General features: G+C 57.6%; 31 protein-coding genes. 19 read left to right on the plus strand and 12 right to left on the minus strand.

The genetic code is table 11. The annotated features are described in order from the left end of the window. The first annotated feature begins 83 nt into the window (after nt 1-83). Nucleotides 84-773 (plus strand): hypothetical protein, encoded by a 690-nt coding sequence (locus HB633_RS14980; RefSeq protein ID WP_213778848.1) that lies wholly within the window; start codon nt 84-86, stop codon nt 771-773. A gap of 18 nt (nt 774-791) precedes the next feature. On the opposite strand, the gene HB633_RS14985 is transcribed toward HB633_RS14980, so the two are convergent. The 8 genes from HB633_RS14985 to HB633_RS15020 form a co-directional block, all read right to left on the minus strand. Next, a complete protein-coding gene (locus HB633_RS14985) occupies nt 792-1,118 on the minus strand; it encodes a helix-turn-helix domain-containing protein (RefSeq protein WP_213778849.1) in 327 nt (108 codons plus the stop codon). After that, nucleotides 1,115-1,486, minus strand: coding sequence for a hypothetical protein (locus HB633_RS14990; protein WP_213778850.1), 372 nt, complete (start codon nt 1,484-1,486; stop codon nt 1,115-1,117). Before HB633_RS14990 ends, HB633_RS14985 begins: the two co-directional genes overlap by 4 nt. Further along, entirely contained in the window at nt 1,483-1,620 is a 138-nt protein-coding gene (locus HB633_RS14995) for a hypothetical protein (protein ID WP_213778851.1), read from the minus strand. The genes HB633_RS14990 and HB633_RS14995 overlap by 4 nt, the downstream gene beginning before the upstream one ends. Further along, nucleotides 1,617-2,444 carry a hypothetical protein gene (locus HB633_RS15000; RefSeq protein WP_213778852.1) on the minus strand — a complete coding sequence of 276 codons (828 nt, stop codon included), beginning with the start codon at nt 2,442-2,444 and terminating at the stop codon, nt 1,617-1,619. Before HB633_RS15000 ends, HB633_RS14995 begins: the two co-directional genes overlap by 4 nt. Nucleotides 2,445-2,454: 10 nt before the next feature. Continuing rightward, nucleotides 2,455-2,871 carry a hypothetical protein gene (locus tag HB633_RS15005; RefSeq protein WP_255580937.1) on the minus strand — a complete coding sequence of 139 codons (417 nt, stop codon included), beginning with the start codon at nt 2,869-2,871 and terminating at the stop codon, nt 2,455-2,457. 104 nt (nt 2,872-2,975) lie between these two features. Beyond that, entirely contained in the window at nt 2,976-4,250 is a 1,275-nt protein-coding gene (locus tag HB633_RS15010) for a transcriptional regulator (RefSeq protein ID WP_213778853.1), read from the minus strand. Then, nucleotides 4,243-4,539: a hypothetical protein gene (locus HB633_RS15015; protein WP_213778854.1), complete on the minus strand. Its 297-nt coding sequence runs from the start codon at nt 4,537-4,539 to the stop codon at nt 4,243-4,245. Before HB633_RS15015 ends, HB633_RS15010 begins: the two co-directional genes overlap by 8 nt. Nucleotides 4,540-4,767: 228 nt before the next feature. After that, the gene (locus tag HB633_RS15020) at nt 4,768-5,121 is read right to left on the minus strand and encodes a beta-hexosaminidase (protein ID WP_213778855.1); all 354 of its coding nucleotides are present in this window, start codon (nt 5,119-5,121) and stop codon (nt 4,768-4,770) included. Between HB633_RS15020 and HB633_RS15025 the strand changes: the two genes are divergently transcribed. Further along, complete coding sequence (locus tag HB633_RS15025) at nt 5,115-5,345, plus strand: hypothetical protein (RefSeq protein WP_213778856.1); 231 nt, start codon at nt 5,115-5,117, stop codon at nt 5,343-5,345. The two genes, HB633_RS15020 and HB633_RS15025, sit on opposite strands and share 7 nt — an antisense overlap. Here HB633_RS15025 and HB633_RS15030 read toward each other — a convergent pair. From HB633_RS15030 to HB633_RS15040, 3 genes are all read right to left on the minus strand, one after another. Then, nucleotides 5,339-5,605 (minus strand): hypothetical protein, encoded by a 267-nt coding sequence (locus HB633_RS15030; protein WP_213778857.1) that lies wholly within the window; start codon nt 5,603-5,605, stop codon nt 5,339-5,341. The genes HB633_RS15025 and HB633_RS15030 overlap by 7 nt on opposite strands. A gap of 391 nt (nt 5,606-5,996) precedes the next feature. Beyond that, a complete protein-coding gene (locus HB633_RS15035) occupies nt 5,997-6,494 on the minus strand; it encodes a hypothetical protein (RefSeq protein WP_213778858.1) in 498 nt (165 codons plus the stop codon). Next, a complete protein-coding gene (locus HB633_RS15040) occupies nt 6,433-6,948 on the minus strand; it encodes a helix-turn-helix transcriptional regulator (RefSeq protein ID WP_213778859.1) in 516 nt (171 codons plus the stop codon). The genes HB633_RS15035 and HB633_RS15040 overlap by 62 nt, the downstream gene beginning before the upstream one ends. A 126-nt stretch (nt 6,949-7,074) precedes the next feature. Here HB633_RS15040 and HB633_RS15045 point away from each other — a divergent pair, with 126 nt between their 5' ends. Continuing rightward, on the plus strand, nt 7,075-7,287 hold the full coding sequence (locus HB633_RS15045) for a hypothetical protein (RefSeq protein ID WP_255580938.1): 213 nt from the start codon (nt 7,075-7,077) through the stop codon (nt 7,285-7,287). A gap of 228 nt (nt 7,288-7,515) precedes the next feature. On the opposite strand, the gene HB633_RS15050 is transcribed toward HB633_RS15045, so the two are convergent. Continuing rightward, nucleotides 7,516-7,779, minus strand: a complete 264-nt coding sequence (locus tag HB633_RS15050) for a hypothetical protein (RefSeq protein ID WP_213778861.1) — start codon at nt 7,777-7,779, stop codon at nt 7,516-7,518. Between the two features lie 179 nt (nt 7,780-7,958). On the opposite strand from HB633_RS15050, the gene HB633_RS15055 reads away from it, so the two are divergent. From HB633_RS15055 to HB633_RS15130, 16 genes are all read left to right on the plus strand, one after another. Then, entirely contained in the window at nt 7,959-8,468 is a 510-nt protein-coding gene (locus tag HB633_RS15055) for a phage regulatory CII family protein (protein ID WP_213778862.1), read from the plus strand. A 2-nt stretch (nt 8,469-8,470) separates the two neighbouring features. After that, entirely contained in the window at nt 8,471-8,851 is a 381-nt protein-coding gene (locus tag HB633_RS15060; protein ID WP_213778863.1) for a hypothetical protein, read from the plus strand. 165 nt (nt 8,852-9,016) lie between these two features. Next, a complete protein-coding gene (locus tag HB633_RS15065; protein WP_213778864.1) occupies nt 9,017-11,767 on the plus strand; it encodes a VapE domain-containing protein in 2,751 nt (916 codons plus the stop codon). A 267-nt stretch (nt 11,768-12,034) separates the two neighbouring features. Further along, nucleotides 12,035-12,772 (plus strand): hypothetical protein, encoded by a 738-nt coding sequence (locus HB633_RS15070; protein ID WP_213778865.1) that lies wholly within the window; start codon nt 12,035-12,037, stop codon nt 12,770-12,772. A 225-nt stretch (nt 12,773-12,997) separates the two neighbouring features. After that, complete coding sequence (locus tag HB633_RS15075) at nt 12,998-13,381, plus strand: HNH endonuclease (protein ID WP_213778866.1); 384 nt, start codon at nt 12,998-13,000, stop codon at nt 13,379-13,381. Nucleotides 13,382-13,513: 132 nt separating this feature from the next. Further along, entirely contained in the window at nt 13,514-14,026 is a 513-nt protein-coding gene (locus HB633_RS15080; RefSeq protein WP_213778867.1) for a P27 family phage terminase small subunit, read from the plus strand. Beyond that, a complete protein-coding gene (locus HB633_RS15085) occupies nt 14,023-15,711 on the plus strand; it encodes a terminase TerL endonuclease subunit (protein ID WP_213778868.1) in 1,689 nt (562 codons plus the stop codon). Before HB633_RS15080 ends, HB633_RS15085 begins: the two co-directional genes overlap by 4 nt. Nucleotides 15,712-15,782: 71 nt before the next feature. Further along, a complete protein-coding gene (locus HB633_RS15090) occupies nt 15,783-17,000 on the plus strand; it encodes a phage portal protein (protein WP_213778869.1) in 1,218 nt (405 codons plus the stop codon). After that, the gene (locus tag HB633_RS15095) at nt 16,936-17,694 is read left to right on the plus strand and encodes a head maturation protease, ClpP-related (protein WP_346730317.1); all 759 of its coding nucleotides are present in this window, start codon (nt 16,936-16,938) and stop codon (nt 17,692-17,694) included. The genes HB633_RS15090 and HB633_RS15095 overlap by 65 nt, the downstream gene beginning before the upstream one ends. Nucleotides 17,695-17,774: 80 nt before the next feature. Then, complete coding sequence (locus tag HB633_RS15100) at nt 17,775-19,007, plus strand: phage major capsid protein (RefSeq protein ID WP_213778870.1); 1,233 nt, start codon at nt 17,775-17,777, stop codon at nt 19,005-19,007. A 71-nt stretch (nt 19,008-19,078) separates the two neighbouring features. Further along, on the plus strand, nt 19,079-19,435 hold the full coding sequence (locus HB633_RS15105) for a hypothetical protein (RefSeq protein WP_213778871.1): 357 nt from the start codon (nt 19,079-19,081) through the stop codon (nt 19,433-19,435). Next, nucleotides 19,432-20,091 (plus strand): head-tail connector protein, encoded by a 660-nt coding sequence (locus HB633_RS15110; protein WP_213778872.1) that lies wholly within the window; start codon nt 19,432-19,434, stop codon nt 20,089-20,091. Before HB633_RS15105 ends, HB633_RS15110 begins: the two co-directional genes overlap by 4 nt. Nucleotide 20,092: 1 nt before the next feature. Beyond that, a complete protein-coding gene (locus HB633_RS15115; RefSeq protein WP_213778873.1) occupies nt 20,093-20,422 on the plus strand; it encodes a phage head closure protein in 330 nt (109 codons plus the stop codon). Then, nucleotides 20,415-20,771 carry a DUF3168 domain-containing protein gene (locus HB633_RS15120; RefSeq protein WP_213778874.1) on the plus strand — a complete coding sequence of 119 codons (357 nt, stop codon included), beginning with the start codon at nt 20,415-20,417 and terminating at the stop codon, nt 20,769-20,771. The genes HB633_RS15115 and HB633_RS15120 overlap by 8 nt, the downstream gene beginning before the upstream one ends. Before the next feature lie 11 nt (nt 20,772-20,782). Further along, nucleotides 20,783-21,217, plus strand: coding sequence for a phage tail tube protein (locus HB633_RS15125; protein WP_213778875.1), 435 nt, complete (start codon nt 20,783-20,785; stop codon nt 21,215-21,217). Between the two features lie 183 nt (nt 21,218-21,400). After that, nucleotides 21,401-21,727 (plus strand): hypothetical protein, encoded by a 327-nt coding sequence (locus HB633_RS15130; RefSeq protein ID WP_213778876.1) that lies wholly within the window; start codon nt 21,401-21,403, stop codon nt 21,725-21,727. Nucleotides 21,728-21,992: the final 265 nt, after the last annotated feature.

The following is a 21,992-nucleotide window of genomic DNA, read 5'->3' on the forward strand; positions in this document are numbered from 1 at the left end:
ACGCTCATATAATGCGCGCACACAACGGCCGACTTAGTCGTGCGCCATATCTTCGTGCCAGGTTCCAATGAAAGGATTGGTCAATGAGCGATATTTTAAGCTGGCTGCCGAAAGGCGCGCTGGGTTGGATGGCTTTAATCGCCGGCATCTTTGTTTGGCCCTTAGTCCAGGCAACTATTCGGGATCGTATTTCTAAGCCGGCGGCAACGTGGGCTGCTCGAAGTGCACTATGGCTAGTAACGTCGGGCTTCCGAAGTAGTCGGGACCGGCTCTTCCGGGATGTAGCTCAGCGAAAAATCGAACCGGCGAGCGTCACTCTTTATTTCTTTCTTGCGTTATGTGCTTCGCTTTGGCTGGGCTATTCGGCCGCCATCTTCAAAAATGCGGATCTGTATGACGGCTCATATGAGCAACGGATTTTGTCGATGACGGATGAAGAGGCTGCCATCGAAAGCAAGTTAGTTAAAGAAGAACGAAATCATATTGGGCGGGTTTTGGTAATTGCGAACTTCGGCGGAAGTGTTCTGGTGTTCGTTATGGTATTTTCCGCTGCAATACGCCGAAGGATCGTGGCGAACTCGGTCAGACGTTTTGACCATCTGTTAGCCGTTTGTGCGCCTTCATTATCGTTTCAAGAGGAGCGCGAGATAAGGGCGGCGTTCGCAATGATGGGCTCCTATGAAAACTATGTACAGGTTATTGACTACTTGTTAGCGAAGGGAACCACTGAGTCGGTTGCCCCCGCGCCAGTAGAAAACGCTGATTTAGTTTGACCGCAGTACCGCCCAAACTCATGCCACTGCGACGCTAGGGATCTCAGGCAAGGTAGGCAACACGCGCGCTCGCCGTCCAGGTCGACGACGATCGTGCGTATTGAATTGCCGTACGATAGCCTTAGCAAGCTTTTCATCTGCTTCCGGCTCAAAAGCTCCCTGAAGCCTGGCATTCGACTGTTCCTGAATCTTCTTGCGGAGGAACGAAAGCACGTCATCTTCAAGGAAAACCCATGCCCTACCGATCTTCGCGCCTGGCAGCTCGCCAGTGCCTGCGATTTTCAGAACGGTGTTGCGATCAACCTTGAGCAGCTCCGCACATTCAAGCAGGTCGTAGGTTTTCATGGTTTGGCTGCTCGTTGTGCTGCTGCCTGAAATGCAGCAAGCGTTTCTGCGGCGCGGAAACCATACGACGACGGTTTAGCCTCCGGTGCCTTCCCGCAGATGCACCAGAACACGTCCATCCTCTTTCGCTCGCTCATCATCCGAAAGTTTTCTATCTTTCCCTGCCTCGCCAGTTCTGCAAGCGCGGCATCAATCAAGCCCTTGCTTGTTTGCAGGGCCCGCGCGAGTGCGGTCTTTGGCTGGTGACCCATAATCAGCGCGTCTAGGATCTCGGCCTGCAAAGTTGCTTTGTCTCGCGTAAGTTGCACATGTCCACGCGCGTCAACGATGCGAGCGACACGCGATGGGTTATCAATCATCCATCTCACGCTGCATCTCCTGAGCGAACCCATTCCGCGTGCATCGCTGCGGGCCGGTTAATTTGGATGAAGTAACCGAGCGAAAGTGCGATCACAGATGCGACTGCGAACCATGCGATAAACAGTTCGATCACAAGATTCATCTTTCACCTCCTTGGAACGACTTCGCTTGACCGACGTCTTCGATCGGCTCGCGCGAAAAGACGAACGCGTCAGCCGCATCGATCGCGGCGTGCAGCTTCGGCTCCGCGTTGGCGGTAAGTCGATGGCGTCCGGCAACTGCGCGTACCTGATCAACCAGGTCGGTGATCACCACATCCGCTTTCCCGGCCTGCTCGATCTGTAGGTCTAAAGCAGCTTGCACAACGTCAGTCGTGAGGTTGGCGCCGGTAGGAAGGCCAAGGGCTTGACGAACGACGGTCAAGGCACTCAGCGCGAACTGCGCGTCGCGGAGCTTCTCCTGCAGTTCCTTAGGCGTCGGCCTGGTGAAGAGCCCGCGAGCGGCCTTCGGACGCTGTCCGTTCCACTCGCGCGAGTCGTCACGCCATACGGGGGAGCCGTCAAAAGGATAAGTGAACAGGTATTGCCAGTGCGCCGGCTGATCGTCGGTCGTCGCGTCGGCCTTGGACGTCGACGTGAACCAAGGGCGGGACGATTGCGTGAGCACCGAGCGAAGGTAAGGCGGCCACCACGCATCTACGTCCGGTGTGAGCATCTTGTCTGTCGTGAGCACGGCGGTAACCGCGGTTGCGTGGATGGCGCGCAGCTCCATCTCAGCCGGCGGCGTACGGTGCTGATCAAAGACTTTCCGAACCGCATTCCAGAATCCGGTCGCGGCCTCGTCAAGCGTGACATCACTATTGATGTCTACCGTGCCGTCGCCTCGCACGGTCACGAGTGGCTTCCCCGTCTTATCACTGTAGATGTGCATAGCGGTCGGTACGTATTTGCTCGCTTCGTTATTCATGGTCGGTTCCTCAACACGACGTCGGCCGCAACGCGCGGTCGAGCATCATTAATCCGGTTTCAAGTTGGATGCCGGCTGTGCCAGCCCATGTGCGCGCTTCCTGTGCCGCCTTGTGTCGGCTATAGCTGCCGACTTCGTCGCGCATGAGGTCGAGCAGCTCGACGTCGGCCGCGAGTACGACGTCCTCAGTCAACTGGCGGATCTCGATGCGAAGTGCGTTGATCCGCGCAAACATGGCGAGTCGTGTTTTCGACTCGCCTTCGTCTTTCTGGATAGTCGTTCGCCGCGCGAGCGGCGCATCGTCTTTCTGGATCGCTTTGGCGGGCGTCAGCCCGTTGCTGTCGTCGGGCCGCGCCAGCGGATCGACGTCCATCGTCTCGATCGCTTGGGCGGGCGCAAGCCCGTTGCTGTCGGAGTCGGAATTCAAGGTATGCGCCGGAACGGAGCGGAGTTTTGCGAGCGTCCCGCGTTTTCCCGCGTGTTGTCGCTCTTGCGCCAGCGGGTGTGGGGTAGAAATAGCCGCGCGAACCATCAGGCGTTCTCCTCTGCGTACTTCGCCGAGAGCTCTTCCGACCAGTCCGGATCTGGCATCAAGTGCAGCTTGTTAAGCCACGTGTGAACGGCCTTCGCGTCCTTCTCAATGCGTCGCTCAGGTGTGTCGAGCGCACGCGTAAGCTCCGATACCGCAGCTCTGATTGCCTGCATGCGCGTCGGACAGGCGAATTCGAAATCGCGAATGGAGGGGACCCCACTAGTGCCGCTGTTACCGATGCGCAATGTGGTCGAGAAGATCCAAGACCCATCCTCGGGTTGGGCGAGATGAATCTCGGCAGGCGACAGGCCTGTGCGCTTGCTCATTGGTGCGCGGATGACCTCGCATTTATCGAATACGCCATGCTTGTTTGGGTGGTGAATCGGGTATGCCGACTTCTTAGGCAGCGCGTCGAGTAGATCGCTGAGCGGCGTAAGCGCCGAATGGACGCCGGCCACTGTGCCTGGCGAGAGTTTCCCGAACAGTGGATCATGAAGAACCGACTGCAGCGCTTGCAAAAGTTGCTTTGCCTGTTCGCCAGTGATCCCCTTAGTCGCCGGCTTCGGCAGGGCTTTCTTGGTGATCTTTCCGGTGCCGGTTGCCTTCGCTTGAGCGGCGGCACTTGTCAGGCGAAACATGGCCTTGTCGCCGCCGTACGTGCGTATCTCCTCGATCGCCAGCGTAGACGAAACGACTTTCGATCGGATCAGGTCGTGAATCGCAGCTGGCGCGGTGGCAAGCAATGTGACATCGCGGATCGTTTGATCGGTGATACCAAGGCGTGCACAAATAACCTTCTGCGTAATATTCAGTTGCTGCAGCTCGACGACTGCAGAAGCGAGATCAAGCGGCGACAGTTTTTCGCCATCGTTGTTGGTGACGCCAGCGACAATCAGGTTTTCTCGACTGACCGATTTGGCCTCGTCAATCACGATCGGCAACCGCTCGATGCTGATTCCTTCGCTGATGACGAGAAGAGCGGCATGGTATCGGTGCTGGCCTTCATAGACGTAGATGCGATCTTCGCCATCAACCTTTCTAACAATGCACCCTAAAGGCTTTTTGCGGTCGTATCCGTTCACCCGGATAAGGTCGGCAATGTGTCGCACGCGCGCCTGGTCGAGCGGCCGAACGTTGTCTCTCGGGTCGTAGAAAATTGCGGACGGTGGGACGGTCCATAGGTCGGACGATCCACCGCCGGCAGCCTTGACTGCGGCTTTGGTGTTGCCGGTGACGATTGGCACATCGAGCTGCAGGGACTTGGACTTAACCATTGCTTACCTCCGATGCGCTGGCGAAGTCGTTCGCCGTGACAACTCCCGGTCCCACAACGCCAGCAGGCCGGGGCTTATGTTCTAACCAGTAAGCGACGTCGAGCGGTTCCGAGTGCCGCACGAAACCGCGAGTTACTACGCCTGCACGCATCAGCATGTCCATCTCGATCCCGACAGCATCGTGATCGGCGTGCGGGAGCGCTTCAGTGATGTCGGCCGTCGTGAGGTAGGTCGACTGATTGAGCATTGCAATCAGATGCTTTGCGATCGCTGAAAGATCACCGTGCATGGGACCTCCTGAGCGCGACAGTACTAAGTGAAAGGAGGAAGCAAGCGAATTGCAGCGCGCAAATGCCGGAGACGATAGTGACGGGGTAAGCGCTCGCCGGGTAGCTAGCGAGCATCCAAAAGAACGAATTGACTAGTCCGAAAACTGCGCCAAGCGTGCGACGTCGGCCACTCTGCAACAGCAGCCAAACGGCGATACACAGGGTGATGGCGATGATGTACGAGAGGATCACGCGGCCTCCTTCACTTTGATCGGCTTTGCCTGCCAGCCTTTCTTCGCGAGATCCGCTTTGTTTTTCGCTGCGTTAGTAATGCGCTTTGCGTTTCGACGGGCGCTTACTGCTGCGGCGCAGTCGCCTTCGCTCGGATAGGAAATCTGGGTGCGTACGATTTCATCGCCGTCCATGATCATGTAAAGCGTGTAGATCTGGCCGAGCAGCGGCTTGCGATGCACAACGAACGGTCCGACCATGACGGGCGTTGCGGGACGGCGTGCCATGGGGTCGTATTTAACGAAAGTGCGCAGGCTGAGCGTGTCGTTGCGCGACACGTCCAAGTGCGGAAGTAGGTTTATCTTTGGCATGGTTCTCAGTCGGAGTCGCCGGCCGCAAGACGCTTGAGGTCCGGATCGGGTTGTTGCACCTCGTGCTGTTTCTTCCGCAGCTCGGCGCAGGTGGTCAGGCAGATTCGAAGGGCGGGATTGGTGACAGCGTCGACGGCGGATCCACGAACGCGGCGAAGGCGAAACTCTTTCGCGAGTTCGGCATCGGATACGGGGATTCGCTCGGCCACGACTGTCTCTACTGAAACAGGGCGTGCAGGGCGGCGTTGACGTTGGAACCCGACAGGTCGACGGTCACGTCTGGCCGCACTCCACAAAACGGAAAGTCGAGGTGTGAGGTAACGATCAGAACGTCTGCCTCATTCGGGCGAACGCGATCGAAATAGTCGGAGTTATGCTCAATGCTCTCGACAGTTAGCCCGACACCCTCAAAACGGCGACGAATCATCTGGGAAACGGGAGCTTTTCCAGATCCCTGTGGGCCGGTCACAAAAACGATTTTCATGACTAGACGTTCCCGGTATTTGATGCGGGAGCGTGGACGGCTGGCTGCGGGGTGGAAGCCGGAGGCGCTTCAAAAAAGCGAGCGACGCCGACAACGAAAGCCGCGATGAAGACGTAACGCCAGACCTTCGATCTCTCAAAGTCACTTTGGCGGTACGCGGTGTGGTCCGTCGGGATGACAAACGGCAGGCCTTGCATCTGACGCAGTGCAGCTATGCGGGCGGTGGTGTGGTGGTCCGGGAGGTGATCCATTGAATTCTCCGATGAATGGCAGCGAAGGAAGCGCGCCAATGCACCGGAGAATATCCGTATAAGGAATTTCGTGTCAATCCGTATGCGGAATTATTCTAATTTTTTGGCCATATTTTTTTATTCGGTTCCGTGCGAGGAAGTCAGTCGTGACGTTTCCACGCATACGTCGCCACTATCTGGCCAGCTATAGAAAGAGCTGCATCAAGCCACGCAATGTCATTGATATAAGTCGCCGCAGCGAACGCGATAGCAATCAGGCCAGCCGTTGTAACGAAACCACGCTGCCTGGGCGGCTGTTGCGCGGGCGGCGCATTCCCCTTGATCGCCGAAATTAGTCGATCGAAGCCACGCAAAACAAACGCGGCGTATTCAGGTTCGATCCCGATGGCAGATGTGTGCGTAGTCCCATCAGCGTGCAGGAGCACGATGGCTGCTGCTACGAGTGTTTTTTCTAGCGAAGTTGCGTGCCCGATCAGATGTTTGGAGACGAGCGCATGACGCGCGGCGATATTAGGATCGCCACGTGGGGATGGATCTGAGGGTGGGGCGGGCCGACGACGCTGGTATGACGCCAGATTAACTACGGGCGCCCTTGTTCCGTCTAGTTGCCTTTGTGCTGGTTTCTTGTTGGTTCTCATGTGTGCTCAACGTATCTGTGGTTAGATTTCGTTGAGCAACGCGCCGAGCGAGTGCCATCTCGCTAGGAGTCGCGTGGATCGTTTCAGACACTATGGACGGCGTCTTTGCGCTCGTCTCGTGAGTCGCGATTACAAATTCAGCGAAGGCTTTGATCTTTTCTTTCTCGGTTTCGGGCAGCGCCTGATACCGCTCGACGTCGAACGGCAATCTCTGGTCCGTGTCCACGCCATCTTCCGCGAGCAGCTCCGCCACCGTAATTCCAAAGGCCGACGCGAGCTTAAATGCAGTGTCGAGCTCCGGTTCAGTGTCTTGAAACAAAACCCTATGAATCGAGCTTTGGGACATCCCGGCTCGTGCTGAAAGCTTTGCCTGCGTGCCAGCCTCCGGCACGCGGGACATCCACGTTCGGGTTCGCTCCGCCAAAAGTGCTCGCATTGATTTCTCTTTAGCCATAAGAGAAATCATTCCACATAAGGAATTCCCTATGTGGAAATCAGAGGTTTGTGTTAAATTCCGCATACGGAAGTTTCGCGCTCAAACATTTTCGGGGGCATTCGAATGACACACAAGCAGGAACCGATGCTTAGCACCGTCTTGCGCCGATTGGATCAGGTAAAAGGCGACTGGCCGCGTATAGCGGAGGAGAGCGCTGTCCCGTACCAGACCATTACCAAGATCGGCGGGCGATTCGTAACTAACCCGCGAGTCGATACGGTGCAAGCGTTGTTCGATTACTTCTCGGGATTGCCTGAGCAGTCGGCGACGGCCGATTCCAGTCACGCCACGCACTGAAGGTTTCTTATGCATGGCGCAGGCCTAAGCCGAGTGAGGAATTGATGAAACGACTGTATGCGCGTCTGGTGTTGTGGTTGATCAATCCGGCGCTTGAACGTAAGAGCCAGCTGCGCGAGTCGAGTGGGCCGTATCTCATAGGCATCGACCCGTCTCGCGACGAGACGATGCCCCGATTTGTGGCGACAAGCGCCAAATGGCGAATTAACGGGGGTGGCCGGTTTGAATTCAACCCGGATAGTGCAACTCCTTCAGCAGCGCCGTCGGATCCTGAAGCAGCGTCTTGAGCGGAAAAGCGAATTCGACTGGATCCACATTTGCAGCGGGATTCGCGAGGAAAAACGTGACGCAATCCTCCAAGGCTGTTTGGTTGAACCCTGGAGATGCTTGGATGGCGGCCTTCAACGCGACGAGCGCCACGCTCATTCCAGCTTCGAAGCTTTCCAGTTTGTGTAGGCGTTGTTGAAGCAACTGTTGCTCTTGTTCGGTCATGAGTGCCCCTGCTGTGTGGTGTTGCGGTATGGGAGCTGGCGATTCTCTCACGGCGGTGGGCACTCTCTTTTTGCGGCGACATGGCAGTAGCAGTTGTTGTTTGATTGATATGAATGTTAGGACCGCCGGCCAGCGGTTTACAGATTGAAACGCGATAACTACAAAGAATTGGGGCGCAAATGACCTGCCGATATGACGGAAGCGAGCCGCTGGACGTCCTGTACACATCAGTCCGTAATACTCCGGGCGGCGTTGCAGATGCCGCTGCGTTCCTCACGAATCGACGCGGCAAGAGCATTCACACCGAATCGTTGCGCTTGCGCCTTCGCAATGAAGGCGAGAACCGGCTTTCATTTGAGATGTTCGAGCTGCTCATCGAGTGGATGGAAGAGAAGCGGCAGGAGCACGCGCACGATGCCTTGATTGCGTTGAACGAGCGATTTGGCTTCCGGGCGATCCCGGTAGACGACGAATCTGATGCCGCGTCCGTGAATGGCATCGCTCGATCCACGCTCGAAATTGCATCGCAGACCGGCGTCGTCGCTCGCGAGGTGATCGACGCGGTAGCCGACGGTCGGATCGACGATAGGGAAGTCGAACGCATTTCTACTGAAGTGCGAAAGAGCCATCGCTTGCTCGACAAGCTTGCGCGAAATGTGGTCGGGCTGAACAAGGCGAACAGGCGCTAAGCATGCAGTTCTGCAAGGGAATGGCGTGCTGCAACCCTCACCGCGAGGCGGTGGGGCTTTATTGCGACTTGGGCCATCAGTACGCGTGCGCAAACAATGAAATCCTGCGCCTCGCCGTACACGCTCCCGGTAGCGTTGCTCGCTTCCTCGCTGCACTGCTTCCGGTTTTTCCGGACACGCCGGACTGGATCCTCACGACCGCAAGCCGAGCAGGCCACCTGGACGATTTTATCGATCGGTCTGCACGGTACTGCGCCTCGCTCGCGACCAAAACGGAACGCCAAACTTTCACCGGGATCATCGCCGGCCATCTCAGCGCCGATCAATTAGGTCGGTTCAAAGAACTGATGGCGGCTGAGTGGCACCGTCTTCGCAGCAAATAAATCGAGGGATACCAAAGTGACTTTGTTTAGCGCCGCAACAGCGTTGCGATCAAGGAATTCGGCTGCGGCCTCTTTGCGGATCGTGCGCGTGCAAGCAAGGATCCTGCAAATGCGCATTCGTCAGCGCGCAGACGGCAAATTCGTTCATCACGTAACTTATAAATAATGGCGACGATCGATCAGATCATCCAGCAGCTTGACGCTGCTGGACACCCTAAGCTGCCTGATGGTCATCCAATCGCTGACGGGAAACCGCATCGGTATGGCCCGCGCAAAAAATATTGGTATTCCGCTCATGAGGTGGAGAAGGCAGGTCGCGTCATCGGTTACACAGGTGCGTTTGGTCACTGGTCAGGCGACGACAACGGGGCCACGACTTTCATGTGGCAGGGCGATTCTCTTTCGCCCGATGACATTGCGGCAACGCGCGCACGCCAGCGTGAAACGGAGCGCGTTGAGGAAGAAAGGCGGGTTCACAAGGCGAAGCTTGCGGCGAACCGCGCGGCGTCGCAATGGCAAGAGGCAACCTCGTCCGGCACGTCAGAATATCTCGACCGGAAGCAAATCACGCCTGAGGGCGTGCGGTTCGATTCAGACGGGACACTGTTCGTACCGATGTTTCGTTATGGCAACGGTGTTCGCCTGGTCGGTCTGCAAAAGATCACTCCATCCGGCGCAAAACGCTTCAATGCCGGCATGGAGAAAAAGGGCGCAGCTTTCCAATTAGGAGAAATTGAGCACGGAGACAAGGTTGCGATGGTCGCTGAAGGATATGCGACAGGTCGATCGATTCGAATGGCGACGGATGAACGGATTCCGTTGTTCGTGTGCTTTGACGCCGGTGGCATCATGGATACGGCAGCCTACTTGCGCGATCGCCACCACGATCTGCACGTTCTTATATGCGCAGACGACGACTGGAAGCTCGAACAGCGCCTGCGCGAGCATTTGTTGGCCGAATATGCTTTCGATGGTGAGCTCACCATCGACGAAGTTGCGGATCCCGTTTCGATCAAGGCCAACAAAACGGCGTACATGCTTCGCGCGGCGTATCGGAAGGATGAGCAGGGTATCGGATACATCGAGCTCGCGGTTTGGAACGATGTGATGCCCGAGCGGTTGCGTCGATTTGAAAACACCGGCCTTAAGCGCGCTTATGAGGCGGCAGCTGCAATAGGAAACGCCAGCGTCGTCTATCCAGTGTTCGCGAATCGTGAGGATCGCAAACTCACGGATTTTAACGATCTCCATGTTGATGAGGGCCTGCATGTCGTCAAGGCGCAGATAGAGGCCGGATTGCTCGCGGCCCTCGCACCGAGCATCTCAGATATACCTGCGTTTCCTCATCTGCATGCTGTGGATCCAGGCGAGGATCCTTTGTTTAACGAAGCGGTCGCATTTGTCCGAAAGGGCGCGCGCGCGAGTGTCTCTGCCTTGCAGCGCCAGCTGCGCATCGGCGTCAACCGTGCTGCGCGTCTTATCGAAGCAATGGAAGCGGCAGACGTTGTATCCGCCCCTAGCTCCAACAACGTGCGCACGGTGATCCGGCTGCTGGGTGCAGAGCACGCCGATTCCGCTGGCGCTGACGATGAAGGGCTGCATCCGAACGACCCGGCTAACGATGTAGTTGAGTGGCAGCACCAGTTGCGGCGGGCGGAAAAATCGCATGCCTTGCTTCCATGTCTCGACAACGTATTCGCGATCCTGACGAACGATCCGCGCTGGAAAGGCGTGTTTGGATTCGAGCAGTTCTCGTTGCGCGTGATGAAACTGAAACCTCCACCTTTCGAGGGCGGCGAAGTCGGCGAATGGACTGATCGCGACGATGCGCGCTGCGTGCTTTGGCTCGGACAATTCTGGTCGTTTAGTCCACGTAGTGATGTTGTGATGGACGCTGTGTTCCTCATAGCCGACCGGAACCGCTATCACGAAGTAAGGGACTATCTCGATGCACTGCAATGGGATCGAGTTGAGCGGCTTCGCTCGTGGCTCATTACATACCTAGGCGTGGAAGATAGCGAGTATGTGCGCCTGGCTGGTTTCAAGTGGCTGCTTGGCGCTATCGGCCGCGTCATGCAGCCTGGATGCAAAATGGACAACGTCTTGATTCTTGAGGGCGTGCAGGACGCTGGTAAATCGGCCGCATTCCGTACTCTTTTTTCGCCGCAGTGGTTCACCGACGCGAATATCGTGATTGGCGACAAGGATGCGTTTGCGGTGATGGCTGGTAAGTGGGTAATCGAGCTGGCCGAACTCGACGCCTTGAGCAAGTCCGACTCGTCGAACGCAAAGCGGTTTTTTACGACGGCAGTGGATACATATCGGCCTCCATATGCCAAGCGCGCGATAGACGTCCCGCGACAGAGCGTGTTTGCCGGCACCGTCAACTTCGATACTTATCTCAAGGATGAGTCTGGCAATCGCCGCTATTGGCCTGTTAAGGCATCCCCACGCATCCGCTTAAAAGAACTGGCCGCTGACCGCGATCAGATCTGGGCAGAAGCGTACACCGTCTACGTCGAATGGCACCGTGCTAACAGCGAAGCCGAAGGGCTGCTTCCGACGCCGTGGCAGGTTCTGCCGACCGAAAAACACCTGTTCTCGGCGGAGCAGGAAGCGCGGTATGAAGGCGACATCTACGAAACGATGATCGCGAAGCATATCGCCGTGCTGAGCAGGATCACCATGCAGGACATCCTCGGCGACTGCCTGAAGCTGGAAATATCGAAGTGGACGCCCGCTGAGCAGCGCCGGGTCGGCAAGGCATTGAAGTCAATCGGTTGGATCCGCAAGCGCGAGTCGTCGGGCACGCGCGAATGGTATTACACCGCGCCGGATCCAATTGACGATATCGAAAAACCTGTCGCGTTAGCGAACTTCCAACGTGCGGAGAGCGACGATGATGCGCCGCTGTGAACCCCGTATTGTCGCGCCGTTCGCAAATCGCCCTGCCACCTGTGGCGCGCGCGACAGCCTTTGTAAGCGCGCCGTTATCGCGTCAGCAGCGCGCCGTTCATTGTCGCGTGTCCCGATGTCCCAAGCGTTGCGCCTCGTGTGTGTGCGTATGGGCGCATGCGACATGCGCGACGTGCGGGCATGGGGCGCATGTCGCGCACACCCGCGCGCTTCCGCTGTTCTTTTTCCTTGGGACATTGGGACAGTAGGACGGAAAGGAGATAGCCGATGAGCCTGCTGAAAGAACGAGCCGCGATTGCGATGAACGTTCGAGTAGCCTTGGCCGATGTTGCGCCGGATCGCCAAGTAACTTTGGGCGCGATCGCCATGGTCGATGATCTGGGCAACATGCTGTGGCACATGAAGTATGGCGAAGATCGGCGCGGCAAGACGTTGCGTCGTGCGGCGTTGTTGCTGGCGAGCCGGATCGGCGGTTCCAATCGCTTTAAACGCACCAGGACATCGGGCGGTGGTGCTGATGCGGTGTTCGTTTCGTTCGCCGAACGCGCCATCGCGGAATGGGTCGCCGACCGATGCAGCGCGTGCGGCGGATACGGGATGCTAGGTCGGGGTCAACGGGCTACGCTTCGCGTCTCTTGTCCAACTTGCAGCCATCTACAGGTCGCGATAGCTGACAGTCTGCAGTTCTCACGTTGGCCCGCTCCGATTGCAGCGGCCAACGGCCTGCGCTTTTCTCCTTGGCCGCGCGTCGTTCGATCGGCATGCCCTACCTGTCTCGATAAGGGCTTTGTGGAACGCAAGGCCGCATCAAAGAATCCTCACGTGTGCAGTCACTGCAACGGCACTGGACGCGAGCCAGTCAACCACGCTCAGCGAGCTGCGGCGATAGGCGTACCGCTTGATCAATACCACCGGCGTTGGCTTTCGCGTTTCGAGTGGCTGGCCGATGTATTGACGCGCATCGACTCGCAGACGGAGGAACAATTCGCATGGGCCATCAGGTAAGCGGATGGAGTTGCACAAGGCAGAGTTTGGCCATAGACTCCGCAGCGTTTACATGAAGCACATTCGCTGGCACCGCGCGTTAGTCGTGCAACCTCAACGGGACAGAAGAATAATTAATGGAGCCTGCTGAGTTACGTGGGAGTCGCACGCCCATTCAAATCGTAGTGCCAACCTCATGAGCCCTGTTGCGTTTGCATCGGGGCTCATTGCATTGAGCCAATCAATATGCCCCGAAAAGCACCGACGCCGTGCCGGCATGCAGGCTGCGCCGCACTGGTCGATAAGCCCGGGTTTTGCGACGCGCATCAACGTGAGTCAAGCGGCTGGCAACGAGACGAGCATCGCGGTTCCCGACACGAGCGTGGTTACGGCTCGTACTGGACTCGGCTCCGAACGCGGATCCTCACGCGTGACTGCGGCTTGTGTCAGCCGTGCCTGCGCGAGCAGCGTGTGACGAAGGGCGATGCCGTCGATCACATCGTGTCTAGGGCGGAAGGCGGCTCGGACGATGAAAACAATCTACAGGCGATCTGCAAGCCCTGCCACGCGGCCAAAACGGCCCTTGAAAGCGCCCGCGCGCGTGCACGAAAGGCCTCCCCGGGGGGGTGAAAAGTCTGAGCCGCCCCTCGCCGGGACCGCCTGTTCAGGCCCGTGTTTACACGGGAAGGATTTTTGGAGGAGGGGGGGGTCAAAAATGCCTCCCCTCCATCACCAAGCAACACTTCGATCAAGGAGCCGACCATGGAGCCATCGAAACCAGACCTCGGCATGGTCGACAACCTCGCTGCCGCAGACAAACAAACCACTGGCGTCGAGTCAGAGATTCCCGAACCGCTGAAACCGCTGTCGCTCGCTGAAAAACGCGTGTGGGACTACGTCGCGAAGGCGCTGCTTGACTATGGCTTGATCCATCGCACCGACGCCATGCTCATGCACGTGATCGTGAAAACCTTTGTCCAGTGGGTAGATGCGGAAGCTGCGCTTGAAAAGCATGTGGAAGAAAACGACGGCTCGTTCATGACCAAAACGCCGAACGGCTATCAGCAGCCGCACCAGGCGTACTACGTGGCACGCAACCTAAAGCGTGAGCTGCTGCAGATGCTGCCCGAGGCGTGTCTGACGATTCCGTCGTTCGCGAAGGTAAAGCAGGCGATGCGCGAGCCGCAGCAGCCGGACATGTTCGATCCGCTTGTCGCCTTTGTATCCAACAAACCGCAAGCGCCGCAACCGCCCAAGCTAGTCAGCTCTCGATGAAAAATGCCGATCTTGACTGGGATGCGTACGGCCGTGACGTCATCGCTGGCAAGATCGTCGTGTGCAAGTGGGTGCGTCGTGCAGTGGAGCGGCACTATCGCGATTTAGAGCATGGCCATAAACGTGGCCTTGTATTCAGTGATGCGCACGCTCGGCACGTCCTGGCGTTCTTCGACTTCCTGAAGCACAGCAAGGACAAGTGGGCCGGATCCACGTTCGAGCTCTCACCGTGGCAAGCGTTCTGGCTCGCGGTCCTGTTTGGCTGGTTGCGGGCCGATGGAACCCGGCGTTTCCGTAAGGCGTATTGGGAGGTCGCTCGGAAGAACGGCAAATCAACTTTGCTTTCCGGCGTCGGCCTGTATCTCCTGATCGGCGACGGTATAGCTGGCGCGGAGGTTTACACCGCCGCCACCAAGCTCGATCAGGCAAAGATCGTGCATGAAGAAGCGAAACGCATGGTTATGCAATCGACCGTGCTGCGCAAACATCTGCGCATCGTCAAGAACGACATCCTGTTGCCGGGAACCGCGAACACATACAAGCCACTCGGCGCTGACGCTGGTACGCACGACGGTCTGAATCCTCACGGCGCGATCATCGACGAGTTGCACGCTCACCCGTCCCGCGCGCTTTGGGACGTGATTGAGTCGGCATCGGGATCGCGCTCGCAGCCGCTGATGTTCGCTATCACAACCGCTGGCTTTAATGCTGAAGGATCAATCTGTATCGAGCAACGCAACTATGTGCGGCGGATCCTTGAAGAGGCGATCGATGACGATGCGTATTTCGGCGTCATCTATACGCTAGACGGCTATGACGGCCAAGAGGAGGACGATAAAGACAATTGGAGCGATCCGGCCGTATGGATCAAGGCGAATCCGAACCTTGGCCTGTCAGTCTTCGCGGATAACTTGGCAGAGTCCGTGCGTGTTGCTGAGAATGAGCCACTTGCTCAGGCAAACCTCAAAACAAAGCGCTTCAATATCTGGGTAAAAGCGGCGCATTTGTGGATGCAAATGGACCGCTGGAAGGCCTGCGGCAAGACCTACACCCTAGACGATTTGCGCGATGTCGTTGCCGTCTACGGCGGTCTCGATCTGGCGAGCACTTCCGATCTGTGCTCGCTTGGATTGCAGTTCATCTTGAAGGATGGCACGCGTGCTTTATGGGGCAAGCATTACCTCCCCGAAGACGTCGCGCTGGATAAGGAAAACCCCAATCATCGTCTTTACCTCGTTTGGAAAGAGCAGGGCTGGTTGACGCTCACGCCTGGCAATGTCACCGATTATGAGTTCATCAAAAGCGATGCAAAAAAGCTCCTTGATCGATTCCCAATCGAGGAGATCGCGTTTGACCGTTGGAATAGCTCGCAGCTCGTTACGGACCTGATGAACGAGGGCGCGAACATGGTCGCCTTCGGGCAAGGGTTCGCCAGCATGAGTCCGGCGATGAAAGAATTTGATCGGCTTATCAAGGGCTGTCAGTTGATACATCCGAATGACCCGGTGATGACGTGGGCGATGAGCAACGTCGTGGCAACCAAGGACCCGGCGGGTAACGTCAAGCCGGACAAGGCGAAAAGCGCAAACAAGATCGATCCAGCCGTCGCGCAAATAATGGCGTGTGGCCGGGCTGCTCTTGCGACGATCGAGCCCGTACTAGAAACCGCATTCGTGGGACTCTAATGTTTGAATCCATAAAGCAACTTTGGCCAGACCGAACGGCGGCAGTATCGTCTGAGCGTGTTGAGCCGACCATGATCACGCCGGCTGTCCAAAACCAGCAGGGCGAAACGGTAATGTCGTCCGACAGCGTCGGCATGGCCCAGATGTTCAACGTCGAGCCGACGTTCGCGGGAACTTCAGTTACGCCTCAGAGCGCGATGCGGGTTTCTGCGGTTTACGCATGTGTGCGGCTCATTGCTGGCGCGAAAGCGTCAATGCCCGTGCAGATGTTTCAGCGGCAACCGGGCGGCACCCGGACCCCTGTGGACGATCACATGTATCTCCCGCTGCTTAATGAGGAACCGGCTGCATGCTGCTCGGCGGCGGTCTTTTGGGAATACATTGAATCGAGCAGGCAGTTGCACGGGGACGGTTACGCATACATCGTCCGGAATCGAAACGGGGTTCCGCAGGAGCTGATTCCGCTGCATCCCTTGCGCGTCGCAGGCGAGAAGCGCAATAACCGCATCGTCTATTACGTTGCGTTCGAAGACGGGAGCTATCGGGGCATCGACCAGGACGACATGCTGCACTTCTGCAATTTCGGGTGGGATGGCGTGCGCAGCATGAGCACAATCCGGTGGGGCGCGCGAAACAGTATCGGGACTGCAATCGCGGCTGAAAACCACAGCGGGAAATTCTTCAAGAATGGAGTCATACCTAGCGTCGTCTTGGAGTACGAAGCCAAGATGCCGCAGGAGGTGGTCGAGCAGTTGCGCGCGGAGTTTATAAATCGCTATTCGGGCGGCGATAACGCGCATGCGCCTCTGATTTTGACCGGCGGCACGAAGGCGCAGGGCTTGTCGATCAGCGCGACTGATGCGCAGTTGCTCGAAACTCGTGCGTTTCAGGTTACCGACATCGCACGGGCGTTCGGGGTGCCCCCGTTCATGATTGGCGAGAGCGAAAAACAATCGAGCTGGGGCGCGGGGATGTCGACGATGAGTCAGGCGTTCATTAACTACACACTGCAGCCGCACTTGGTTCGCGACGAGCAGGAGATCAATCGCAAGCTGTTCCGGATCGGCCGATACATCGTCGAATTTGATCGGCGAGCGCTGCTGCGCGGGGACCTTGAAAAGCTCGGCGCGTATTACCGGCAAGCGATTGGCGGTTCGATGGGACCGGGGTGGCTCACGATCGACGAAGTAAGAAAGTACGAGAATTTCGGCCCGATAGACGGCGGTGCTGAACTTTATTCACCAACACCGACACAAGGAGCCACAAGTGAAACGAAACCCGCTGCTTAATTTGATTCGCGACAACATGAGCAAGCCGCGGTCGTCCGTTGTTAAGGCGTCTGATGACCAGGTAACGATGTATCTGTATGACGCGATCGACCCGTGGTGGGGTATCTCGGCGGAGTCGTTCGTGTCGCAGCTGGCGGCGATCGACGCACCAACGATCAACTTGCGTATCAATAGCCCGGGCGGCGACGTGTTTGAGGCTCGGGCGATCGTCACTGCGCTCCGGCAACATTCGAGCAACGTTATTGCCCACGTCGACGGCGTCGCCGCATCCGCAGCGAGTTATATCGCGCTGGCGGCCGATGAGGTGGAGATCTCGGACGGTGCTTTCTTCATGATCCATAAGGCATGGACGATCGAGATGGGCAACGCTGACGATCTTCGCACGACGGCGGCGTTGCTCGACAAGATCGACGATTCGATTGCGAATGACTACGCCGCGAAAACCGGCAAGTCGAAGGACGAATTACTCGCGCTGATGACAGCCGAAACATGGCTCACTGCTGCAGAGGCCAAGGATATGGGTTTCGCCGATCGCATCGCTGCGGCTGGCGGCACGAACGACGCCGCGCGGTGGAATTTGTCTGCATACGCGAACGTCCCGAAGGCGCTGACTGCGCCGCCGGCGCCCGAGCCTAACCGGGATCGCAGCACATTGGAGCGCCGCATGGCGCTTCTGGAAAGAATCGCACCGTAAGCGCTTCCGCTGGGGCGAACGAGGGCCGCACATTTGTGCGGCCCTTTTCATTTGCAGTAACCATTCGACAAAGGAACCATATGATCTCGATTCAAGCTCTGCGGGAGCAACGTAATGCCATCGCTAAAGAGATGCGCAACCTGCTCGATAACAATCCGGGCGCAAAGTGGGCGGAGAACAAGTGCGACACGCCGTGGGAGGAGCTGAACGCGAAGCTCACCGACATCGATGCTCAGATCACGCGTGAGCAACGGATGCTGGACGCGAACGCCGAACAGCATTTCAACGATATCACCGGCGCTGCGGCCGACATCCTGAACGGCAAAAGCCGCAAAGACAAGACGCCCGAACAGCAGACATACGCTCGTTGGCTGCGCGGCGGAAACGAAGCGCTGTCAGCGGCTGAGTGGACGGCGATCCGTAACACGATGAGCACGGATACGCCGGCTCAGGGTGGCTACACCGTCCAGACCGATATCGCGGCGACGATTATCGAGGCGCTGAAGTCATTCGGCGGCATGCGTCAGGTTGCCGAGGTATTCACGACTCAGCAAGGCAATTTGATCGAATTCCCGACGAGCGACGGCACGGGCGAAGTCGGCGAAATCGTCGGCCAAAACGCGCCCGCCGGTGCGCAGGATCCTTCTTTCGGCACGGTCCCGCTGTCGGTCTTCAAGTACGGGTCCAAGGTGGTCGCGGTGCCTATCGAGTTGCTTCAGGACTCGGAGGTCGATATCGAGGCATTCGTTCGCAACCGGCTGACGACGCGGTTGGGCCGTATTACCAACGCGCACTTCACGGCGGGCGATGGCACAAACAAACCGAAGGGCCTCTTCGCATCATTGTCTGCCGGCGTCGTTGCTGCCGCTGGTGGCGCGACCACCGTCACATTCGACAACCTGGTGGATCTGCAGGAATCGATCGATGAAGCGTACGCCGGGCCAAACTGCAAGTGGATGTTCCACCAAAGCACGCGTCGGACCATCCGCAAGCTGAAGGACGGGAACGGTCGTCCGATCTGGACGCCGAGCTATGACGCAGGCATCGCGGGGGCGTCACCGGATCAATTGCTCGGTAGCGATATCCAGATCAATAACGACGCCCCGGTGCTTGGCGCAAGCAATACGCCGATCGCGTTCGGCGATTTCTCGTACTACAAAATCCGCGATGTCATGGGCCTGACGATGTTCCGCTTCGCGGACTCGGCGTACGCGTCGAAGGGCCAAGTTGGCTTCCTCGCGTGGATGCGTTCGGGCGGTGCTTGGACGGATATCGGCGGCGCTGCAAAGACGTTCCAAAACTCCGCGACTTAAGCACGCGGTGTCGTCGGCGTGCGGCTAGTCCGCGCGCCTTCCTTTCTCTCTTGTATGTTCATGAGGGGCTTATGCCTACCAAAAATGTACTCGTTCGCATGTTGCAGAATGCTTGGATCCACACGTCGCAGTATTTTTGCAACGATGTTGTTTCCATGCCCGCGAAGCTTGCCACTGCTCACGAAAAAGCCGGTCTGGTCGATTCGGATCCGGATGCCGTCGCGTACGCCCGCGACCAGCTGGGTGCCGTTCCGAAAGAGCATGTGGTTCCGGATGCCCCGGCAGCCGCTGCCCCTGCGGAGGTATCGGCGCAAGGTACGTCGGCTGGACAAGCGAATGCTGAAACCGAAGCGCGTGCTGTAGTGCCAGCGGCTGATGCGCCGGCGGAATCGGCCGAACAGCAACAGTCGTTGGTCGATCCGCAATGACGTTCGGCCTCTCTCGCGTAGCGGGGGAGGCTGTCGTTGAGCCGATCTCCTTGGATGATGCGAAGTTGCACCTTCGCGTCGATGGCTCTGCCGAGGATGACTTAATCGGCTCGATGATCACCTCCGCGCGAACGTCGTGCGAGCGACGAATGCAACGCAGCATCCTCGGGCAGTCCTGGGTCCTCACGCAAAGTAGCTTTTTGCATCCTTCGGCAAAGCATCAAGACCGCCATCTCGTAGGCTGGATCAATCCTGATTGGTATCGAGCGCGGTCGCGCGCAGCGCCAGACTCCATTGTTCTGCCCAATCCCCCGATCCGGTCGATCACCTCTGTTGTGTATCTCGACCGTGATTTACAACGTCAAACCCTTGACCCTTCTGCGTATCGGCTGGCCGTCATGGGCGAGACGCTGGCGATGTTGCGCCCGGTCAATGGGCCATGGCCGCAGACCGCGCGGGAGCCTGATGCGGTGACGGTGAGGTATGAGGCAGGTTGGGCGAATCCGGAAGACATCCCGTCTCCGATGATCAGCTGGATCAAGCTTCGGTTGGCGTCTCTCTACGCGAATCGAGAGGAATTCGCTGCGGGGTTGCCGGTGGCCGAAGTCGGGTTCGCTGACGGTTTATTGGACCCCTACAGCATCCCGGCGGTGTGACATGCAAGCAGGCAAGCTGAAACATCGCATTCAGATCCAGCGCCGAGATTCAACGCGCGACTCTAGCGGGCAGCCATCGAAGAACTGGCTCGCATTTGGTACGCCCATCTGGGCCAGCATCGTATTTCTCAACGGCAAGCAGTTTGCGACATCGGGATCGCAAGCGAATTCGGCGACGGCCAGCATTCGGATTCGTTATCGAACGGACATCACGGCCGCGATGCGTGTTCTGCACGGCACCACTGTGTACGACATCGTTGCCGTTCTTCCCGATGAAGCAACGCATGATTTTGTCGACTTGGCGTGCACAACCGGAGCGAATGATGGCTGAGTCAATCGACGCGATTGTGCGATCGGCACTGGACCCTCTTGTGAGTGAGCGCGTCTTTCCGGACGTTGCGCCTCCGGGAACGGCACGGCCCTACATGACATACCAAGCCGTTGGAGGAGATCTGGCTCCTACGTTTGATGGTGTGTCGACCACGGTCAACGCGCGCGTCCAGGTGAACGTCTGGTCCGATGGACGGGTGGAAGCAACGGCCTTGATTTACCAAGCAGTTGCCGTCTTGTGCGGCGATGACGTAAAGGGTGTGCCGATCGGCGGTCCGGTTAGCACTCACGAAGAGGACACGAACCTTTACGGTTCCCGTCTCGATTTTTCAATCTGGTTTTCTGCCTAAGAGGTTCATCTATGACCAGCACAGCAATCTCCGCACAAGGTTCAACCTTCTCAATCAATGACACCGGGACGGACCTGGCTCCCGTATGGACAAAAGTCTCGAACGTCAAGTCATTCACCGGCTTCGATGGTTCGGCAACTGAGCTCGATGCCACGGACCTCGATTCAGTCGCAAAGGAAAAGTTACTTGGCCTGATCGACGAGGGATCGTTCTCCATCGACGTCAACGTGAATATGGCTGACCCGGGTCAACTGGCGATGAAGGCGTCGCAAAAAGCCAGCACCAAGAAAATGTACAAGTTGACCTTGCCCGACGGCACCGCGTCGACCTTTCACGCATTTGTGAAGACATTCCCGATCTCTGGTGGCGTCGACAAAATCCTTGATACGACGGTCGCTATGACGATCACCGGGCCGGTCACGGACATCCCGAACGGCGGCGCATAAAAGCTGAGGGTAATCGCTGTAAGTTCAATTGCGTTAGCCGCAGGCCGCTGAAAGAGCGGCCTGATCAAACCAACAAATAATAGGAGTTTCATGCCAGTTCTCACGAAAGAATCGAAGGCGGCAATCTTGGCCGCTGCCCATCTGAAAACCGAGGCCGTCGATGTTCCCGAATGAGGCGACGGAGTGACGGTGTTGGTCTCGGAGATGTCTGGTTTGGCGCGCGATGCCTTCTTTCAAAAGAAGGAAGGGGGCAAGCGCCCGATAAGTGAATCGCAGGCAGATCTTCTGCTTGCGACCGTGGTTGATGAGTCGGGTGCGCTTGTTTTGGACGAGTCAGACGTGGCGTCGCTACGTGCTCAAGGTGCCATTGCAATGGATCGTATCGCGGCAGTAGCGGTGCGGTTGAATGACATGGGTCCTGCAGCGGTGGAGGACGCAGTAAAAAACTCCGACGCCGCCCCGAGCGGCGATTCGCTCTCCGACTCAGCGTCGACCTCGGAATCCCAGTAAGGGAGTTGTTGGAGCGCATCACTAGCGCGGAGTTCGTCGAGTACATGGCCTCGTATGAGTTGGATCGACGAGGCTCGCATTACGACGACTTACGCGCTGGCACGATCGCGTCGACGATCGCAAACGCAAACCGAAACAGCAAGGTGCGCAAAGAGCCGTATGGTCCGCTCGACTTCATGACGTGGAACGAGTTAGGCCACCCTGAAACAGAGCGGTCCGAGCCCATCTTGCTCGCTGATCCGGTCGCGCAATCAAACCTGCTTCG

The sequence above is a fragment of the Caballeronia sp. dw_276 genome (assembly GCF_018449635.1).
Classification (GTDB): Bacteria; Pseudomonadota; Gammaproteobacteria; order Burkholderiales; family Burkholderiaceae; genus Caballeronia.

Coding starts and splice junctions, on each gene's coding strand:
- HB633_RS15060 (WP_213778863.1), top strand. CDS start 8,471: ATGCAGTTCTGCAAGGGAATGGCGTGCTGCAACCCTCACCGCGAGGCG.
- HB633_RS15065 (WP_213778864.1), top strand. CDS start 9,017: ATGGCGACGATCGATCAGATCATCCAGCAGCTTGACGCTGCTGGACAC.
- HB633_RS15035 (WP_213778858.1), bottom strand. CDS start 6,494: ATGAGAACCAACAAGAAACCAGCACAAAGGCAACTAGACGGAACAAGG.
- HB633_RS15080 (WP_213778867.1), top strand. CDS start 13,514: ATGGAGCCATCGAAACCAGACCTCGGCATGGTCGACAACCTCGCTGCC.
- HB633_RS15015 (WP_213778854.1), bottom strand. CDS start 4,539: ATGCACGGTGATCTTTCAGCGATCGCAAAGCATCTGATTGCAATGCTC.
- HB633_RS15090 (WP_213778869.1), top strand. CDS start 15,783: ATGATCACGCCGGCTGTCCAAAACCAGCAGGGCGAAACGGTAATGTCG.
- HB633_RS15045 (WP_255580938.1), top strand. CDS start 7,075: ATGCTTAGCACCGTCTTGCGCCGATTGGATCAGGTAAAAGGCGACTGG.
- HB633_RS15075 (WP_213778866.1), top strand. CDS start 12,998: ATGCCCCGAAAAGCACCGACGCCGTGCCGGCATGCAGGCTGCGCCGCA.
- HB633_RS15125 (WP_213778875.1), top strand. CDS start 20,783: ATGACCAGCACAGCAATCTCCGCACAAGGTTCAACCTTCTCAATCAAT.
- HB633_RS14980 (WP_213778848.1), top strand. CDS start 84: ATGAGCGATATTTTAAGCTGGCTGCCGAAAGGCGCGCTGGGTTGGATG.
- HB633_RS15115 (WP_213778873.1), top strand. CDS start 20,093: ATGCAAGCAGGCAAGCTGAAACATCGCATTCAGATCCAGCGCCGAGAT.
- HB633_RS15030 (WP_213778857.1), bottom strand. CDS start 5,605: ATGAAAATCGTTTTTGTGACCGGCCCACAGGGATCTGGAAAAGCTCCC.
- HB633_RS15020 (WP_213778855.1), bottom strand. CDS start 5,121: ATGCCAAAGATAAACCTACTTCCGCACTTGGACGTGTCGCGCAACGAC.
- HB633_RS15105 (WP_213778871.1), top strand. CDS start 19,079: ATGCCTACCAAAAATGTACTCGTTCGCATGTTGCAGAATGCTTGGATC.
- HB633_RS15000 (WP_213778852.1), bottom strand. CDS start 2,444: ATGAATAACGAAGCGAGCAAATACGTACCGACCGCTATGCACATCTAC.
- HB633_RS15110 (WP_213778872.1), top strand. CDS start 19,432: ATGACGTTCGGCCTCTCTCGCGTAGCGGGGGAGGCTGTCGTTGAGCCG.
- HB633_RS15010 (WP_213778853.1), bottom strand. CDS start 4,250: ATGGTTAAGTCCAAGTCCCTGCAGCTCGATGTGCCAATCGTCACCGGC.
- HB633_RS15120 (WP_213778874.1), top strand. CDS start 20,415: ATGGCTGAGTCAATCGACGCGATTGTGCGATCGGCACTGGACCCTCTT.
- HB633_RS15040 (WP_213778859.1), bottom strand. CDS start 6,948: ATGGCTAAAGAGAAATCAATGCGAGCACTTTTGGCGGAGCGAACCCGA.
- HB633_RS15055 (WP_213778862.1), top strand. CDS start 7,959: ATGACCTGCCGATATGACGGAAGCGAGCCGCTGGACGTCCTGTACACA.
- HB633_RS15085 (WP_213778868.1), top strand. CDS start 14,023: ATGAAAAATGCCGATCTTGACTGGGATGCGTACGGCCGTGACGTCATC.
- HB633_RS15050 (WP_213778861.1), bottom strand. CDS start 7,779: ATGACCGAACAAGAGCAACAGTTGCTTCAACAACGCCTACACAAACTG.
- HB633_RS15100 (WP_213778870.1), top strand. CDS start 17,775: ATGATCTCGATTCAAGCTCTGCGGGAGCAACGTAATGCCATCGCTAAA.
- HB633_RS14985 (WP_213778849.1), bottom strand. CDS start 1,118: ATGAAAACCTACGACCTGCTTGAATGTGCGGAGCTGCTCAAGGTTGAT.
- HB633_RS14995 (WP_213778851.1), bottom strand. CDS start 1,620: ATGAATCTTGTGATCGAACTGTTTATCGCATGGTTCGCAGTCGCATCT.
- HB633_RS15070 (WP_213778865.1), top strand. CDS start 12,035: ATGAGCCTGCTGAAAGAACGAGCCGCGATTGCGATGAACGTTCGAGTA.